Annotated in this window: 22 protein-coding genes; 17 read left to right on the plus strand and 5 right to left on the minus strand. The window is 66.1% G+C overall.

Features of this window, described 5'->3' with window-relative positions:
• Positions 1-434, minus strand: a 434-nt coding sequence (locus ACFWI8_RS30270; protein WP_387098106.1) for a winged helix-turn-helix domain-containing protein, incomplete at its 3' end; no start/stop codon positions are given.
• 187 nt (positions 435-621) lie between these two features.
• Here ACFWI8_RS30270 and ACFWI8_RS30275 point away from each other — a divergent pair.
• From ACFWI8_RS30275 to ACFWI8_RS30315, 9 genes are all read left to right on the plus strand, one after another.
• Positions 622-921, plus strand: a complete 300-nt coding sequence (locus ACFWI8_RS30275) for a hypothetical protein (protein ID WP_387098108.1) — start codon at positions 622-624, stop codon at positions 919-921.
• 406 nt (positions 922-1,327) lie between these two features.
• Complete coding sequence (locus ACFWI8_RS30280; protein WP_387098110.1) at positions 1,328-1,720, plus strand: hypothetical protein; 393 nt, start codon at positions 1,328-1,330, stop codon at positions 1,718-1,720.
• Positions 1,717-2,118 (plus strand): hypothetical protein, encoded by a 402-nt coding sequence (locus ACFWI8_RS30285; RefSeq protein WP_387098112.1) that lies wholly within the window; start codon positions 1,717-1,719, stop codon positions 2,116-2,118. Before ACFWI8_RS30280 ends, ACFWI8_RS30285 begins: the two co-directional genes overlap by 4 nt.
• Before the next feature lie 100 nt (positions 2,119-2,218).
• Positions 2,219-2,617: a hypothetical protein gene (locus ACFWI8_RS30290; protein WP_387098113.1), complete on the plus strand. Its 399-nt coding sequence runs from the start codon at positions 2,219-2,221 to the stop codon at positions 2,615-2,617.
• Complete coding sequence (locus ACFWI8_RS30295) at positions 2,614-2,928, plus strand: hypothetical protein (protein WP_387098115.1); 315 nt, start codon at positions 2,614-2,616, stop codon at positions 2,926-2,928. Before ACFWI8_RS30290 ends, ACFWI8_RS30295 begins: the two co-directional genes overlap by 4 nt.
• Entirely contained in the window at positions 2,925-3,290 is a 366-nt protein-coding gene (locus ACFWI8_RS30300; protein WP_387098117.1) for a DUF2958 domain-containing protein, read from the plus strand. The genes ACFWI8_RS30295 and ACFWI8_RS30300 overlap by 4 nt, the downstream gene beginning before the upstream one ends.
• Before the next feature lie 308 nt (positions 3,291-3,598).
• Complete coding sequence (locus ACFWI8_RS30305) at positions 3,599-3,973, plus strand: hypothetical protein (RefSeq protein ID WP_387098119.1); 375 nt, start codon at positions 3,599-3,601, stop codon at positions 3,971-3,973.
• Positions 3,974-4,617: 644 nt separating this feature from the next.
• Positions 4,618-5,079, plus strand: coding sequence for a hypothetical protein (locus ACFWI8_RS30310; RefSeq protein ID WP_387098121.1), 462 nt, complete (start codon positions 4,618-4,620; stop codon positions 5,077-5,079).
• Between the two features lie 119 nt (positions 5,080-5,198).
• Positions 5,199-5,783, plus strand: a complete 585-nt coding sequence (locus ACFWI8_RS30315) for a hypothetical protein (protein ID WP_387098123.1) — start codon at positions 5,199-5,201, stop codon at positions 5,781-5,783.
• 234 nt (positions 5,784-6,017) lie between these two features.
• Here ACFWI8_RS30315 and ACFWI8_RS30320 read toward each other — a convergent pair whose 3' ends face one another.
• Together ACFWI8_RS30320 and ACFWI8_RS30325 are read right to left on the minus strand one after the other, a co-directional pair.
• The gene (locus ACFWI8_RS30320) at positions 6,018-6,485 is read right to left on the minus strand and encodes a hypothetical protein (RefSeq protein WP_387098125.1); all 468 of its coding nucleotides are present in this window, start codon (positions 6,483-6,485) and stop codon (positions 6,018-6,020) included.
• Between the two features lie 9 nt (positions 6,486-6,494).
• Positions 6,495-6,725 (minus strand): hypothetical protein, encoded by a 231-nt coding sequence (locus ACFWI8_RS30325; RefSeq protein WP_387098127.1) that lies wholly within the window; start codon positions 6,723-6,725, stop codon positions 6,495-6,497.
• Between the two features lie 206 nt (positions 6,726-6,931).
• Here ACFWI8_RS30325 and ACFWI8_RS30330 point away from each other — a divergent pair, with 206 nt between their 5' ends.
• The 8 genes from ACFWI8_RS30330 to ACFWI8_RS30365 all read left to right on the plus strand — a co-directional run bounded on the left by ACFWI8_RS30330 (position 6,932) and on the right by ACFWI8_RS30365 (position 13,221).
• Positions 6,932-7,324 (plus strand): hypothetical protein, encoded by a 393-nt coding sequence (locus ACFWI8_RS30330; RefSeq protein ID WP_387098129.1) that lies wholly within the window; start codon positions 6,932-6,934, stop codon positions 7,322-7,324.
• Complete coding sequence (locus tag ACFWI8_RS30335) at positions 7,321-7,776, plus strand: hypothetical protein (RefSeq protein WP_387098131.1); 456 nt, start codon at positions 7,321-7,323, stop codon at positions 7,774-7,776. The genes ACFWI8_RS30330 and ACFWI8_RS30335 overlap by 4 nt, the downstream gene beginning before the upstream one ends.
• The gene (locus ACFWI8_RS30340; RefSeq protein WP_387098133.1) at positions 7,773-8,039 is read left to right on the plus strand and encodes a hypothetical protein; all 267 of its coding nucleotides are present in this window, start codon (positions 7,773-7,775) and stop codon (positions 8,037-8,039) included. Before ACFWI8_RS30335 ends, ACFWI8_RS30340 begins: the two co-directional genes overlap by 4 nt.
• Positions 8,040-8,510: 471 nt before the next feature.
• Positions 8,511-9,539: a DUF932 domain-containing protein gene (locus ACFWI8_RS30345; protein WP_387098135.1), complete on the plus strand. Its 1,029-nt coding sequence runs from the start codon at positions 8,511-8,513 to the stop codon at positions 9,537-9,539.
• A gap of 259 nt (positions 9,540-9,798) precedes the next feature.
• Positions 9,799-10,131, plus strand: coding sequence for a hypothetical protein (locus tag ACFWI8_RS30350; RefSeq protein ID WP_387098137.1), 333 nt, complete (start codon positions 9,799-9,801; stop codon positions 10,129-10,131).
• A 537-nt stretch (positions 10,132-10,668) separates the two neighbouring features.
• Positions 10,669-11,142 (plus strand): hypothetical protein, encoded by a 474-nt coding sequence (locus ACFWI8_RS30355; protein ID WP_387098139.1) that lies wholly within the window; start codon positions 10,669-10,671, stop codon positions 11,140-11,142.
• A gap of 869 nt (positions 11,143-12,011) precedes the next feature.
• Positions 12,012-12,623, plus strand: a complete 612-nt coding sequence (locus ACFWI8_RS30360; RefSeq protein ID WP_387098141.1) for a hypothetical protein — start codon at positions 12,012-12,014, stop codon at positions 12,621-12,623.
• Positions 12,624-12,837: 214 nt separating this feature from the next.
• Complete coding sequence (locus tag ACFWI8_RS30365; RefSeq protein ID WP_387098143.1) at positions 12,838-13,221, plus strand: hypothetical protein; 384 nt, start codon at positions 12,838-12,840, stop codon at positions 13,219-13,221.
• A gap of 999 nt (positions 13,222-14,220) precedes the next feature.
• Here ACFWI8_RS30365 and ACFWI8_RS30370 read toward each other — a convergent pair.
• Positions 14,221-14,517 carry a hypothetical protein gene (locus ACFWI8_RS30370; RefSeq protein ID WP_387098145.1) on the minus strand — a complete coding sequence of 99 codons (297 nt, stop codon included), beginning with the start codon at positions 14,515-14,517 and terminating at the stop codon, positions 14,221-14,223.
• Between the two features lie 140 nt (positions 14,518-14,657).
• On the minus strand, positions 14,658-15,335 hold the full coding sequence (locus tag ACFWI8_RS30375) for an HNH endonuclease family protein (RefSeq protein WP_387098147.1): 678 nt from the start codon (positions 15,333-15,335) through the stop codon (positions 14,658-14,660).
• Between the last annotated feature and the right edge of the window lie 128 nt (positions 15,336-15,463).

A 15,463-nucleotide genomic window follows, 5' to 3' on the forward strand; every position in this document is an offset into this window, starting at 1 on the left:
CACCGCCCCCTTTTGATGCGCGGCCATTCATGAGCGATCCAGCGGGCGATCTCGGATTCATCCCGCTCCACCGCCCGGCGCTCGGGGCGCTGGAGGCTCCATCCCAGCCGGCCGGTCAGCAGCCGCCACACCGACGCCCTCGACAGGGCTGTCCCTGTCATCCGCTCGACCACGAGACCGACCCGTTCCAGTGTCCACAGATCAGCCTCGAAACCATGCGCCTGAGCCCCTTGTTCCAGCGCGGTCCGCACCTGCTCGACCTGGGCGTCGTCCAGCTTGGGCGGGCGACCGGTGGCCGGGCGCCGCCGCAAGGCGTCAGTGCCTTCCTTCTCCCAGACCCGTTTCCACCGCCGCACACTCTCGTCACTGACCCCCAGCATGCGTGCGATCTCGGCATTCGAGCGCCCCTGCCCGAACAACTCGGCCGCCCGCACCCGCCGAGCCTCGGCCAACTGTGGTCGCGTCAAAGGAGGAACGACAGGCCCTGAGACAACAGACGAAGGCTTGGAAGACACGACAACAGACTCCCACCAACGAGCCCGCCGCACCCACAGAACTAACGAAAAGATCAGTAGGGGCTCGTTCCGGTCGTCTCGGGCGCTATCGCCAAGGAGGTTGGTCATGCCCGATTTCCCGACCACGCGGTGTCGGAAGCCGCTGACTGTCGGACAGTTGAAGACAGTGCTGTGTGCCCTGCCGGATGACATGCTCGTCGTCCTATCCAGCGACGGGGAAGGCAACCGATACTCGCCGCTGCTGGACCTCGCGCAGGCGATGTACCTCGACGAAACCGGCGGCAGAGGCCGGGTCTATCCGACGAGCGAGGAACTGCGGCGGGACACCGGAGCCCGGGACCTGCTCTACCCCGACGCGATGCCCGCTGACGCTGTCGCTGCCGTGCTCCTGTACCCAATACGCTGACGCAACCATGCTGAACCGGCGGCGCTGCGCTCGGCAGCGTCCTCCCTCCGGGCCGTCGTGGCGCTGCTGGAGGCGGGTTTCCATGTCGACTGCGGCTCGGGACTGAACGCTCGCCCAGCGGCGCGCGGGGTTGTCGCCAAGACGACTACGCCTGAACACGGACCCCTGTGCACGGGCGGTTCAACCACGCCACGACGTCGGGAGCACGTTCCGTCGCTCATTCGGCGCTGCCGAGGCCCACTCGCACCCAGAAGGGTTCAGCGGTCCCCTCCCAGCTCCTCGCCCCGGCTGGGAGGGAATCTTCCCGCTGCCACCGCAGACCAGGTGACGGAGCACCGTGCTGCCTACGGCCGGTCGGTGTGCGGGGACATGCCGGGGCGATGACTGGAACAGGAGGACCTTCTTCATGGCCAATGGGGACCTGCTGCACACGACGCTGCGCCACATCCAGGACGGCCGCGAGTCCTGGGATCAAACGGTGTGGCGTGCGGGAAACCGGGGATGCTTTGCGTTCCACGCGGCTCGACTCGCTGGCGCGGTCCTGGAGGACCCCGAGCCGACCATCACCTGGGGGGACGGCTCGATCGACCCGAACGACGACGTCCGGGTGGTGGTGAATGACGCCGCACGGGCCCTGGGGTACGAGGACGGCGACTTCATCAGCATCAACCTGTTCGCCCGTCGAGCCCTGAAGTTGAGCGATGAGCAGGCGGCGGAACTGTTCTGCGGGTGCAACGGCCTGGCGGACCTCGAACGGCTCGTCCAGGAGTACACCGCGCAGGAGGCCGAGGGGGAGTGACCGCGGCCGTGGCCCTCTCTTACACCGAGGAGCGGAGGCGGGCCTGCGGGCGGTTGCTGTGTTTCTCGCAGCGGGTCGGGCGCCAGACGTCGAGGGCCCGGCGCCCGGCCCGCCCTGAACGCGTGATCGACGGCCCGTGGACGGCAGCTGATCGCGACACGCTCGGGGCCAACGAGCGGCCCGAAAGAAGGAAGGGCGGAGTGATCGTGGAAGCGCGCAACTACAGCCTGTGGAGCACGACGGACGATCCCGCGTGGACCGGCCATAACTCGGGCGTGCCGGATGTGCTGATCGTCCACGGCCTGACCGAGAGCCAGGCGCGATCGGCCCTGGAGCGCCTGCGCATGCTCTACCAGGACGACGGTCTGGAAATCAGGCTGAACAGCCGAAAGCTCTGACACGGCGGATGATTCCGCAGCCCCGACACGACGGTGCCGCCCTTCCCGGGCGGCGCCGTCGTGTCGTCCTCGTTGGTGCACGAATGGAAGGAAGGAGCCGATGGACGAGGACGACCGGAAGACCGTCGCGGTCGAACTGACCGTTACCGAGACGGTGAACTACACCTTTCCCGTCACTGTCGAGATACCAGGCGCCATAGCCGAGAGCCCGGAGGACTTGGCGGGATATCTGGAAGATCACGAGGACCAGTGGCTCGATGAACTGCCGATCGACGGAAGCGTGGGATATCTGACGATCACTGAGCGCTCCGTCGATGAAGCCAAACTCCTCCCTGAGCCGTCCGAGAGCTTCACGACAGCGACTGCGCCGTACGGGGACGAGGACGGGGAGGCCGACGAGAAGGACTGCGCCAGGCACGACGAACTCCGCTCCGGGGATGGCGGGGACGCGCTGGCACTGACCGAGGAGCTTGTCGCAGCGGCCCGTGATGACCCATGACCCGGTTGACCGGACGCGAGCCGGACCACTGGCACACCCCCGGCGGCGGCCATGCCATGCGGGACCCCCGCAGAATCGACGGCTACCCCCCTCAGTCGTGGACCGCCGATGAACGCGCCTACGTCGAACACCTGCTGGCGCATTGGCACGCCCTGCACGATCCCCAGCCCGAGGACGACGACCCCGAGGCGGTGAAGCGGGTCTTCGAGCTGCTGGCCATCCACCAGGACATCGTGGTCCTCCTCAGGGAACTGATCACCTCCCTGCGTCACCAAGCCAGGCGGAACACGGACTCGGGGGCGTCGCCATGAGAACGCGCCCCCCGGAAATCCACCGAGAACTACGCGGGCACGCGTTCTACCCGCCCGAGCAGGACCTGGCCGCGATCCCGCCGCTGTACGGCACGGACCACCAGCCCGCCGGGGATGCGATCGTCCACCTGCGGTACGTCGCCCCCTGGGGCGAGTGGTACATCACCGAGCTGGACCCGGACACCGGAGAAGCCTTCGGATGGGCGGCCCTGGGAGACGACACCACCCAGGGCGAATGGGGCTACATCGACCTGCCCGCCCTGGAATCGTTCGCGTCCGGACCGGACCAGCTTGTACGGCGGGACCTACATCACCAGCCCGTGCCCGCACGCGACTGTCTGCCCCACGGCCGCAGCCGCTGAGCACCATGGCCCGCCATGGCGGGCCCGCTGCCGATAGGCCGCTGACTCGGCCTGTTCAAGGGTGAGCGGGGCCGCCTCGCAAGGACTCCGGCAGCGCCTTTCGTCTGCATTCCACGCTGCCGGACCCGCCCGCACGCCGGGCGGAACGGGCGGCTCCCTCCCAGCCCTGCGCCCCACCCGCAGGAGTGGGGCCGCCCTGTACCGCCAACAGCCCATGACCTGTCTCCGCGGTCGCGGAAACGGGGCTGCCGGGTGAGGCGGACTGCTCTCGGGTGGGGACTCTGGAATGAGAAGGGACACACCTCGCCATGGCCAATGCCGAACTGTTGAACGCCACCCTGCACCACATACAGGAACACCCGGAAACCTGGCTCCAGCCGTACTACCGCCAGGGCGACAAGGGCTGCTTCGCCTATCACGCCGCCCGGATCGCCGGCGGGCAGCTGATCAGCCCTCAGCACGTCATCAGTCTCCCCGGCTGCGACACAGAGCTCAACAGGAACGCTGGGCTGGCATACAACGACGCCGCGCGCAGCCTCGGCTTCGAGGAGAACGACACGATCGAGATCCGCGAGTTCGCCCGCCGCGCCCTGGCGCTGACCGAGGACGAAGCGGACGACCTGTTCCACTCAGATAACGACCTCGACGACCTGGCAACTCTCGTCGCCCAGCACACCGCATAGCGCGGAAGCGTCGAGTGCCTGGGACGGTTGGTTGGCCTGCCTCTTAGCGGGAGACCGGCCGTCCCAGGCCTGCGCAGCACCACGCGTCAGCTCATCTTGACGAAGCAGAACGCTAATCGGATCAGTGCGAAATGACTCGCCATGCTGGCCGGGAAACTCCCGAATCTGATCGCCCCCTGCGGACGTTCGGGGCAATTCCACAGCCGCATTGTAATGAGGAGCAATAGCTCCGACAGCAAGAGGCAAGCGCGGGCGCTATGAATCCTCCTCCGAAGTGGAGGACCGGGGCGGGAAAGACTTCGCCAGCCCTTACAGCGGCTCTGATGCCCTACCCTCGTGCTGGCAGTCAAGAAACGGATTGGGGGCAACGTGCGTCGACTTCCCGATGGTGCACGGTGACGAGCGGAACTGTCCTGTGCGCACCGACTTGGTCAGCACGGGCAGAAGTTGCCGTCGGAAATTCAGCGAATTGGGGAGCCGGCCTGGGAACGTCTGGCCTCCGGACGGTGATGCATCCCTGCAGCAGTACCGAAGATCGCCTCTACGGGGAAAGGCGCCGAGAGAGGTGGCATCAATGGTCGTTGATTTCCCGCCCAGTGCTGTCAAGATGATCGCTCGCCCCACGAAATCAGGAGCTACTGAATATGGCCAAGCGGGACAAGCCGGCGATGTACGGTCACTACGCCATTGTGGAGCGCTATCAGGTGCCGGGTGAGAGTGTGGAGTTCGTGCTGGCCCACGGGTCGGAAGAGGTGCAGCCCTGGGCTGTAGGCGGTGGCGTGAGGCAGGGAGACTACTTCCATTCGGAGAAGGCGGCCCGCGTGGAGTTTGCGCGGCGCGTGGCCGAATCCCTCGACCTGATCGTGGCGCCGGACGGGGCGGTGGCGGTACTGCCCCAGGAACGAAAAGAGCTCACGGACCTGGCCCGCTCTTACCAGGAGGCGGCGGCCGCCTTTGAGGGGTCCGAGCACGACTGCGACGAGAACGACATGGCAGTGGACATGCGCACCGCTGCTGACGCCGTGACCATACGCCTTCAAGAACTCGGCATCATCGCCGGTGTCTACGAGACGTGGGAGATGAACACCGCGCCACGCGCACGGTGAAAGAGGAGAGTCGACTCCCATCGCAGGACTCGCTGATATGAACGGCGCAGAGGTGGCGGAGAGCCGGACTTCTGCGTGTTTGGCCAAGGGCTGCATGTCGCAAAGAAAGGGAGGAAGCGGTGCCTGATAAGAAGGTGGGAGAATCCGGTTGGTTCTTCCTTGAATGCGGCTGCGTCGTCTTCGTGGTCAAGTACTGGCGTTTGCATACTCTGGGACCCGGCACGAAAGAGTGTCCGGAGTCTCAGCGGCTGCACGCCGCGTTTGCGGAAGTTGCCGTGGACGGAACCGTTCACGATACGCTGCCTCAGCGACGGGCGATCAACGAGCATTACGGGGTTCCGGAAAAGATCACGGCCGCTTTCGAATCCCGCTACGCCGGCATGCGGCTCATGGAGCGTCCCGAACGGGTTCTCGTGGACGGCATCGGCGAGGTGACGGGCTGGTATTACCTCCGATGCGGGTGCCGGATCTTCGTAAAGTATCCGGGCTGCTACGTGCACGTGGTCGATGAGCCCAATGTCTGCGACACCATGCGGGGTCTGAACTGCGCCTACAGGCAAAAGCTGCGGAACTCGACACCCGACACCCCGGATGCTCTTGACGACTACATCGCCATGCTCCGGCACGTCGGCACGCCAGATTCCAAGGTATCTGAACTGGAAAGCCGAAGGAACGCTCTCGCGGCGCTTGGCAAAGGAAGGTGACCAGGCCGGGGACAAAGACCTGTGTGGCGTCCAGCGGCACAGACTTCGTCCGGCTCGGTGCGTCTGAGGTACGCAGGTTCCCTGGGACCGGTCGACAAGGTGCGGCTTGTCCGAGACTCAACGGCTGCCCACGCAATACGCTCGGCTGGGGAAGCCCGGCTGACCGTATCGCTGAGTGCTTGGCCTCTGGTGTCAGGGCGGCCTCACCGGTCGTGGCCGGTAGCGAGGCTGGGGTCAGGCGATCGTGTAGGGCCGCGGATAGCCCAGGTGCTCGTAGTGCGCGGCGTCGTTGTCGAGCTGCTTCAAGGCGTGAGCACGGCCATACGCTTCCAGCAGCATGACTGCGGTACAGATCGCGATGGTGTGGATGCGGTCCAGCGGCGCTAAGTCCTCCAGGGCTTGGGTGAGCGTCGACTCCTTCGCGGCGACCCGGTGTATGGCCGTCGTCGTCGCGTACTCGTGTTCCAACGGCGCCAAGGCTGCCAGTCCGTTGATTTGGCGCACCGTCATGGATGGTTCCCCCAGGGTGTCGAAGAGGTCGTCGTGGTCGAGGACGAGCCAGGCGAGAACGCGCTCCAACCGGCCGGCGTCCAGCCCCGTGAGGCAGGTTGCTATTAGGGAGCGGTTCTGGGCGAGGTACGCACGTGTCAGATCGGTCGCTCGCCACATAGAGTCCACCAGCCACCGGTCGTCAGTTGTCATCTCCCCCTTCTAGCGGATGGGCGGGGATATCGCGGCGATTCCCGTCTGATTCACCACTTCGGGTGGCACGCGTATCGACCGAGATGCGATCACCTGGTTGGTCACCACGGATTGCAGGGACCGCTGCACGTCTTCCTCGTCGATGCCGGATCGTTCGATCCAGCGGACCTCGTCGAGAGCCTCCGCCGCCAGCGCGATGAAGACCACAGCAGCTTCCCACTGCCGGACCACCTCAGCCACCGGGACAGATAGGTCCGGCGCCCCGTCACGAGTTGCCTTGCGGCGAGAGGTCGTCAAGACGCTGCCCGCGCCCGTGCTCAGTGCGGCACGCCTGCACGCCAGGGCCCGGGCCCTCTCCCTCCCTCTGAGGGCCTTGGCGTGCGGGTCTGCGGCATTGCACACCAATCTCCGCACACCACCGATTCGCGAAAGGAGCATCACCGATCATGGCCAACGCCCGCCTGCTGCACGCCACACTTCGGCGTATACAGGCCTGCCCGGAGTGCTGGAACCAGATGACTTATCGGCGCCGGGACCAGGGCTGTTTTGCCTACCACGCTGCTCTGCTGGCCGGCGCCCAACTGGCCAGACCCAATCCCGTCATCGCAGGGAGCGACGGCAGCGTCATCGGCTCAAACCACTCCACGGAGCTGGTGTTCAACGAGGCCGCCCGCGCTCTGGGCTTTGCTGAGGGGGACACCATAAGCATCCCGGCATTCGCTCGGAAGGCCCTGCGGCTGACGGTGCGGGAGGCGGCCGAACTGTTCGACGCGCTGAACACCCTCGCTGATCTCGAACGGTTCGTCCGCCGCTACGCCCGGACGGATGAGTGCACATGAGTGACCGCGAGTACTTCCAGTTCTTGGCCTACCGGTGGGATGTCACGCGGGCTCAGGAGATCGCCGCTGACCTGCCCGTCTATCGCATGGCCGTTGAACCGTGGTTCGGATGGCTTCCCGCGGTCAGGATCGATGAGGACTACATAGACCGGGTCGACCTGGACCGACCGCTCATTGTGGTGAAGATCAAGGAAGCCGACGGCGCCTTGTTGATCATCGACGGATGGCACCGGATCGCCCGCGCACAGCGTGACAGCGTCTCCCACCTGCCGGTGACTGTTCTGAACGAAGAGCAGGAGTGGGAGGTCCGGATCTTCGGCGGATCAAAGAAGTCGCGGTCTCGCAGCGGGCAGCGATCGTCTGCGGCGAGGCGGCCCCGCGTGAGCGGGGCGCAAGGCCCTCGTCGCGCGGCACCTCCGACAAGGCGGGGAAGACGAAGGAGGAAACGATGACTACGGACTCCTACGTCTTCGAGGAGTCACCCGACGGCGAGGATCGTGAATTCTGGGCCCAGACGGCAGGCTCGATATGCCACACCCTCGAAATTCGCGACACGGGCGAGGCAGTCAGCCTCGACCTGTGGTCGGAGGCCATCGACCTGGATGCTCCCGAATGGAGCGGCAGAGTGGAAATGCACATCACCTATAGCGATGTCCGCAAGATGATCGCTCGTCTGACACGGATCTGCGAGCGCCATGAACTGGACCTGGGCTAGCTTTCTGTGCCGCGTCAGCCCGACCTAGACATTCATCTGCGTCTGCTGCATGGCCTCGACTCCGATCGCGCCATCCGCAACCCGGACGGCGACGATGGCCGGTGAAATACCTACCAGCGCCTGCGTGACTCTCGTGAAGGTCAAGCACGTCCTGGTCCTGATCAAACGCGCCCATCGGAGGCGTGGCCACCGGCGGGCACCCCGTGGCGCAGTTCTCACCAGAACACGCTGTGTGGAGTGGAGAGTGGGTTCCTCCTTCCGGAGGGAATCGGAGCCGACGCGTCAAGCGGCTGCGGAGCGGACGTTTGAGCGTTTCGCTGCGCCGTATTCCTGTGAGGGGCAAGAACAGAGTCACGCCCCGAAGAACTGCAGGATCGAACGTGGTCTTGCCCGGGGCAGTTGATCAGTAACGATATTTCGCGTGCCTTTCGTGTGATGCACCCCCGAGAGGAAGGAAAGGAGCACGTCCGTATGTCTCAAGAGACGCTGGAATGGCTGAACGCCAACGTGCTGATTGGATTCACCGACAAGCGCGGAACGGCCTGGCATCACCGGCGCAGCCTGGAGGGTGACGAGCCCAACCACTATCCAGGGCCGGTGCCGGTGGAGGACGTCAGGAGGCGATTGTTCGGCTGGGAGGCCGTCTCTGGCGAGGTGTTCGTGAAGAACCCGGTCACCGGCCGACTCCAGCAGGACAGTACGCGCCAGGCGTTCCTGCGAAGCGACAACGGCTACGTCATGGGGTACTTCACCCCCGGCTACCAGCCTCACCCCTACGAGGAGTGGCTGATCAACAAGATCGGCTCCCTTCTGGACGACGAGCTGTCGATCGGCTCGGCCGGACTGCTGCGCGGCGGCGCTGTCGCATGGGTCTCGATCGAGGTCCCCGAGACGATCACCACGCCGGAAGGGGTCGAGTTCCGCCCGAACCTGTTCGGCACGACGAGCTTTGACGGCTCGCTGAAGACCCGGTTCAAACGGGCCGCGACCAACATCGTCTGCGACAACACGATGGCGTTGGCGCTGTCGGAGGCCGGGCAGGAGATCGCGATCAAGCACTCACGGCACTCACGGCTGAAGGTCGCCGAAGCCCGCGAGGCGCTCAACCTCGTCTACCAGACCGCCGACGACTTCGCCGCCGAGATCACGCGGCTGTGCCAGACCACGGTCACTGACCGGCAGTGGGACGCCTTCCTCGACGCCGAGGTTCGCGTGCCGGCGGAGAAAGGGCGCGGCCGCACTTTGGCGGAGAAGAAGCGTGACTCGCTGACTCGGCTGTGGAACGAGGACGCGCGGGTCGCGCCTTGGCGCGGTACTGCCTACGGCGTCGTGCAGGCGGTCAACACCTACGCTCACCATGAGGCAACGGTCCGCAACGTCCACCGGCCGGAACGCAACATGCTGCGCGCCATCACCGGAGGCGTCCACGAGATGGACCGCAGCATCCTGAGCACGCTGACCGGCCTGCTGGATCGCACTGACCTGGTGCGGGCCGCATAGCACCACCCCGCTTCGAGGGGCCGCGGTACGTCCGGCTGGGCGGGCCGGGTACGGCCCGCCCAGCCAGACGCACCTCGCGGCAGCAATCGGCTCCGCCCGACGTCCCACTCAGCGCAGCGCGGCTCGGGCTCCGAGCCTGGGGATGGGGGGAACGCACCGCTGGTCATCTGTGGACACTCCATCCCCTCAGCAGGGGTGTGCCTGAAGAACCGTAAGGACTGAATCCCCTACCAACGGCCTACGTGAGAAGGAGGACCTCGTGCTTGCGCACTATGGCCCGCTCCCGAACTCCCCGTATCTCGACATGACCGACACCCACCAGACGGATGACGAGGAACGAGGGTTCCATCATCTGCTGGAAGAGCATGGCTTCCACCACCTCGCGGAAGTCGCGCACGGAATCGGCGAGGATGAGAACTACCGCGACGACGACGGATGGCAGCGATTCGATGCCGATCTTGCCCCGGCCCTCGCAGCCCAGGTAATCTCCGAGATCCTCATCTATATCTATCGCGCCGCAGGACGCGACGTGATGGACCACACGGTCACCGAGGCATTGGCGGAAGTCGATGAGATGCTGAGGTACTACTGACCGGCCTCTCAGCGGGCCGGACTCCGCGCCGGTCCGGTTCGTACCTTGGCCGTCCAATTCACCAGCGCCCCGTCGCCGGATGGTCCTTCGGCACAGGACATCAAAGCGCCTCGTCCCAGACCACTGTCCCCCTAATCCCGCGCCGCCTCAACGCCTGCCCCTCGGCTCTGCTGATCTACCATCCCCGTCAGTTCGCGATATCCCGAAGGGCTGATCGGACTGGAGCCATGGGCCGAAGCATGCAACAGCTGGCTTAGAAGAGTGGGTTTACGGGCCCCACAGCTGCTCCTCAAAAGGGAATTCTGAAGTCCAGCCGTCCCCCGCAAGGGACGTGGTACCCGATGCGGTTCGACTGCCAGTTGGGTGCCAATCGCAGGGCGCCCCCAGGCCCCTTCGCCCAGCGGCCCAGCTCGTTCCGAGAGTGGCCGAGGACCACGTGGTCCCTTTCTCCATAGCCAAGGGCGATCGCCAGTCCAGAGCTGAGCCATCCGCCCATCACCAATCCGAGCTCTGCACCATCGAAGGGAGAAGACCAACATGTCCGACCGACTTGAATGGGCGGAAGCGGACAGCCCGGCAGAACTGCTCTATCCGGGCACCGACATCGACGGTGCCACCGTTGAGCCTGGCGAGATGGCCGTTGCGGTGTGGACCGGCAGCAACGGCATCGCCTTGTACGGACCACAGAAGCAACTGGCCGACCGGTTGGAGCAACTCGCCCGCGCTGTTCGCTGTGCCCCGCCGGCTGGGGAGCGGGAGGCGTGCATCGACCGTGCTCTCGACCCGCAGTCCCCACGTACGGAGGATGCCGACTCCGACGCGCATCTGGCGGCGCGGGAAACGAAGTGCGGATTCACCAGCACCGTCGTAATGGACCCCCGCCAGGCAACGTGTTCGGAGTGCATTGAGATCTGGAACAGTGACCCTGCCGTCACCGATGAATCGCGCGTTCGCCTCACCCGTCCTCTACCGATGCCAGAACCCTCTGAGCCCCGTGACGCCGAGGAATAGGCGTGGTGCGAGGAGGAGACGGCGACGCGGGTTCGCCCCCGTCACAGTCGTCGCGACACCCTCGGCCATGCGCCGCTAGGCACCGTTAAGGAAGCGTACCCGCCTGGTTGCAGGTCCGGACGACGGTGAGTTGAGGCTGCCGGAATGCGACGCGTCAGCGGCGCATCTGCGCACATTCAGGGGATCGGCCCCCAGGATTGAGGCGCGCGACCATGCGCCGGCCTGGCGTGGGCGACGATCAGCAGGAGTCGTCCGAGTGGAATGGGCGGGAGTCCTACCGAACGGCACTGCCTCCCACGGCGGTCGCTCTCGGGGCGTGCCATGCCCGCCCGGTCGCCCCTGCGACGATCCCGACTGTCCCTGCCCGGACACCACCATGCTCAAGGACAGGGCGGCCAGTCCAGAAAACCGGCTGACGAATGGGACGCCTGGCGAGCCCCCGGACAACTGCCGGCTCAAGCACAGCCTCACTGGCTAGATCTCTGGGCCTGATCCCGGCGTCGGTGTTCTGAAAACCGGGCGGTCCGCCGCACCTCTTGCCTGGACATCGACGTAATGCTGCTCCCGTTGCAGCACCTTCTCGGCACATCGCCGTGCCCACGGCCAGCCCTGAGCCATGAGCCGCGGCCCGAACCGGCTCCGTCACGTCCGCGCCCGACGGCGAGGCCTGCCTCGGTCGATGTCGCACCACTGCCGGGCGCTGAGGCCAGCTACGCCACTTATGTCTTTCGGCATGGGCTTCAACCAAGGCCCTTCCAACGCCTAATCGCCTCTAGGCCGGTTGCCCGGAGCCCGAAGTCCGTTCCGCCGGCGGCAATCCGTGGCCGCCGCACCCGTTGTCGCTCGACTGCATTGAAAGGAGGAAGACAGTGATACCCGCTAACCCGCCGGATGCGGCGCGTGAGCGGTACGTCCGCAACATCACCGCCGTGTGGCGGTCCGCCACGGCAGATCAGGAGCAGCGCGGCCGCGCCTGGTACCGCACCGCGCACGAACTGGCGGACATGATGACCGGCGGCAATCCACAGGCGGGTGCGGGCGTGATCGCCGCCTTATCTGCCAACAAGTCCTGGTCGGAGAACATCCGCCTAGCCCGCCAGGCCTGCGAAAGCGGCCTGTCGGGCGGGCACTTCACCGATGCGCTGACCAAGGCAGCGAAAATCCTCGCAGGCGCGGACCCCACCGAAGTCCTACCGATGACCCGCAAGACGGGCCACTTTTACCGATGCATCGCGAATCCATCCGATCCCGATGCCGTGGTCATCGACCGGCACGCCCACGACATCGCGGTAGGGGAGACCTACGGCAATCGCGATCGTGGCCTGTCCAACCCACGCCGGTACACGGCGCTGGCGCACTGCTACCGCGAGGCGGCACTGCGCCTGGGGGAACTGCCAAGCACTGTGCAGGCCGTCACCTGGGTCGTTCACACCGAACGCCTCGCCGGTACAGGAACTCGCCGTCCGCGCACCGGTCCCTGACCTCCGTGCAGGAGCCGGCCGCCGATCTGCGCGGCCATCTGGCCAGGATCACGAGTTCACGCTGTCCCATCCCAGCCAGTTCCGAGGTTCTCGGCGCCCACCCGTCGACCCGGCCGAACGCCCTCCGGCTCAATCAGGAAGGAAAGCCGTAGCGCTCATGACCAGCCCAGACCCCATCCCGCCTTTGCTTTGGTTGCGCGCCAGGATCTGCTTGGTGGAACTCATCGGAGAGCTTGGCCTCGGCGTACATCACATCGTCGTCAGTGTGATTGCCCGCTCGCCAGCCACTTCGGCACTTACCGCGGTCGTCACCGCCAGACACATCGCATACGACCCTGCGGAGTTGACACACACGCACGAGTTGCTGGCGAAGGGCATGGAGCCCGCTGTACAGGCGGCTCTCGTCGCCCGGTCCCGTGTACCCGGCTGCGGCGGACGAGAGGTCCTGCGTGGTTGGAAGATGACTGACGCGTGGCTCGAACCACTCACGGCAGAAGAGGTGCGGATCGCCTACACCACCAACCCGACCACCAGGGAACCGTTGCCACCGGAGCCAAACGTCGACTACCACGCTGGCCTGCCGATACCTCCGCCCTGATCACCTCTCAGCCAGCACCATCCTTCGGGATAACGCAGGAGGAAGCGCACGACCAGCCGTCAGAATCCTTTCTGCGAGGTTGTGCACGGCGAATCCACAAACCGGCGGACACCGTGCAAGCCCAATCCGACGGCACATCCGGCGCCCTGATCGGCGATCAGGGCGCCGATCGATACCCGTAGCGTGCTCACCGAGCCAGGACGGCACCGTACCAGAGGCTGCGGCGGTGACCTTCGGCCGCTCTACCTCATCTGGTCGGCACCCACGACACCACCACTGCATCCGCTCCGCCTCGATGACGCGCAATGCACGATGACCCGTTCGGCTGGACGGCCGCGGAGGTCGTCACGACATCGGACTGAGGAAGCGCCTGACGCATTCTTCCTTGAGTTCTCCTCTCCCCGGGCCGGCTGGGGGCGTCGTCCCGGTCCTCGTCGCCGACGGGTGGCTGGCTTGCCCGGCGGTCCGCTGGATGCGGTCCGGTTGGGTTTCTTGGCTTAAGCCGCCCGTTGGGGTGAGTTCGGGGGTTGGCTGGCTCTGGCCGGCAGGCCAGAGAAGAGGTCCACTGAACAAGGTGCCGGTGTATTGCAATTCTCGACTTTTCCAGGCGCGCCCCTCGCGGCCCTAACCATCTGACCGGGAACCTGACACCCTCTCAAAACAGCCTCAGCCGCCCATTTATCCAGCTGATTGATGAACCAAGAACTAGCAGCCTCGAAGTGGGGCCAAAGTCCGAAGGACGGGGTGACGCCAGCGGCCGTGGAAGGGCTGTGCGCTCGGGCAGGGCGAGGACGGCGTGGGCCAGTATCGGCTCCACTCGGGCTGGCCAGCTCGCCCCACCACCAGTACCTCACTGGTGCCGGCCCGGGCGGGTTCGGCGCGCTTGTTCGGCTGGTGGCGAGGCGAGGGCCGGTCTGTCTCGCGCTCAGCCCCCGCCGGGGACAGTGGCCGGTAGGCTTTCTCCGCCGGCGAGGGAGGGCCCAGTCCTCGGCTGAATGGTCAGGGGATGCTGACGCTTGCTCCGAATTCGAAGGCGCCGGCTTGTCCGGGGGTGAGCTGTCCGATGGCCTGGCCTTGGCAGTCGGGCTGGTCGTAGATGGTCGCGGTGGCGTCGGTGCCGTTGCGCACGGTCAGTGGGGAGATCTGTCCGTTGTAGCAGCCGCTGGGGTCCTGGATTCGCTGGAAGCCGATGGTCAGGGTGCCGGTCGCGGCCTGTGCCGTGCCCGGCAGGGACAGGACGAGCGTGCCGGCCGCGGCGACGGCGGCGAACAGGGTGGCGAGTCGGTTGAGTCGCACGAAGCCCTCCAAGGGGGATCGGGAGATGCCGGCGTTGGCGCGGCATCCGCGGGGGAGTGATGGAACGGTCGGGGTGGGCCGGGCCCGCCTCGGCCTTTCACGACCGGGCCGTCTCGGCACGGGGCTGGCTGACTGTGGGGCTATCGGGCGAGGACGACGACGACCGTAGGGTCATCGCAGCCGGCGGCGATCTCCTGGATGGCGGTGTGTTCGGCCGGGTCGGCGGTGAGGCCCCAGCGGGTTTTCACCACGACCCAGTCGGTGATGTACCGGCAGGCCACCCCCTCGGCGGGCGGCATCCATTCGGCCGGGTCGCGGTCGGCCTTGGACTGGTTGGCGGAGTCGTGGACGGCAAGCAGCGCGCGTTCGTCGTCGAGGTCGTTGGCGTAGGCCTGTCGCTCGGCGGCGGTCCATGTTGAGGCGGTGGAGTCCCAGGCTTCGCCGAGGGGGACCATGTGGTCGATGTCGACGTCGTTCTTGTCGGTCTGGGTGGTGTCGTCGTACCAGCTGAACCACTGGCCGGTGTCGGCGGTGATGGTGCAGCGGCCGGTGATCTCCGGTGCCACGACCGCGTCCCGAAGGAGGACTTCGTTGCGGGTGTTGCAGCCATCCCGGTCGGCGTCGATCCAGTGCTTGAACTGTTCCCGGGAGTAGCCGTCGCGGCTGCCTTCGTCTTGGACGGGAAGGTTGTCGATCAGTTCGGACAGCGAGGCGGTGATGACGTCGCCCGGCGCGGCCGCTGCCGGTGAGACGGGGAGGGCTAGTACTGCTGCGAGGGCGGCCAGCACGGAGGCCAGCGCGATCGAAAGACGCTTCATGCATCCGGCATAGCCCCCAACGACCTGGCGGCGCTGGGAAGCCGACAGGGGTTCACTCGCCCGTGGGGCGCGCACTTACAGCCTCGCTCCCGCCTTCGAGACCAGCCGCCGGCGCGAGAGCTTCGGCG

Origin of the sequence: Streptomyces sp. NPDC127098 (genome assembly GCF_042722465.1) — a bacterium.
Lineage (GTDB): Bacteria > Actinomycetota > Actinomycetes > Streptomycetales > Streptomycetaceae > Streptomyces > Streptomyces millisiae.

What these genes read in the sequence shown, in the direction of transcription:
- ACFWI8_RS30290 (WP_387098113.1), top strand. Translation starts at nt 2,219, where the DNA reads ATGGACGAGGACGACCGGAAGACCGTCGCGGTCGAACTGACCGTTACC.
- ACFWI8_RS30345 (WP_387098135.1), top strand. Translation starts at nt 8,511, where the DNA reads ATGTCTCAAGAGACGCTGGAATGGCTGAACGCCAACGTGCTGATTGGA.
- ACFWI8_RS30340 (WP_387098133.1), top strand. Translation starts at nt 7,773, where the DNA reads ATGACTACGGACTCCTACGTCTTCGAGGAGTCACCCGACGGCGAGGAT.
- ACFWI8_RS30305 (WP_387098119.1), top strand. Translation starts at nt 3,599, where the DNA reads ATGGCCAATGCCGAACTGTTGAACGCCACCCTGCACCACATACAGGAA.
- ACFWI8_RS30330 (WP_387098129.1), top strand. Translation starts at nt 6,932, where the DNA reads ATGGCCAACGCCCGCCTGCTGCACGCCACACTTCGGCGTATACAGGCC.
- ACFWI8_RS30295 (WP_387098115.1), top strand. Translation starts at nt 2,614, where the DNA reads ATGACCCGGTTGACCGGACGCGAGCCGGACCACTGGCACACCCCCGGC.
- ACFWI8_RS30320 (WP_387098125.1), bottom strand. Translation starts at nt 6,485, where the DNA reads ATGACAACTGACGACCGGTGGCTGGTGGACTCTATGTGGCGAGCGACC.
- ACFWI8_RS30355 (WP_387098139.1), top strand. Translation starts at nt 10,669, where the DNA reads ATGTCCGACCGACTTGAATGGGCGGAAGCGGACAGCCCGGCAGAACTG.
- ACFWI8_RS30310 (WP_387098121.1), top strand. Translation starts at nt 4,618, where the DNA reads ATGGCCAAGCGGGACAAGCCGGCGATGTACGGTCACTACGCCATTGTG.
- ACFWI8_RS30300 (WP_387098117.1), top strand. Translation starts at nt 2,925, where the DNA reads ATGAGAACGCGCCCCCCGGAAATCCACCGAGAACTACGCGGGCACGCG.
- ACFWI8_RS30335 (WP_387098131.1), top strand. Translation starts at nt 7,321, where the DNA reads ATGAGTGACCGCGAGTACTTCCAGTTCTTGGCCTACCGGTGGGATGTC.
- ACFWI8_RS30280 (WP_387098110.1), top strand. Translation starts at nt 1,328, where the DNA reads ATGGCCAATGGGGACCTGCTGCACACGACGCTGCGCCACATCCAGGAC.
- ACFWI8_RS30275 (WP_387098108.1), top strand. Translation starts at nt 622, where the DNA reads ATGCCCGATTTCCCGACCACGCGGTGTCGGAAGCCGCTGACTGTCGGA.
- ACFWI8_RS30375 (WP_387098147.1), bottom strand. Translation starts at nt 15,335, where the DNA reads ATGAAGCGTCTTTCGATCGCGCTGGCCTCCGTGCTGGCCGCCCTCGCA.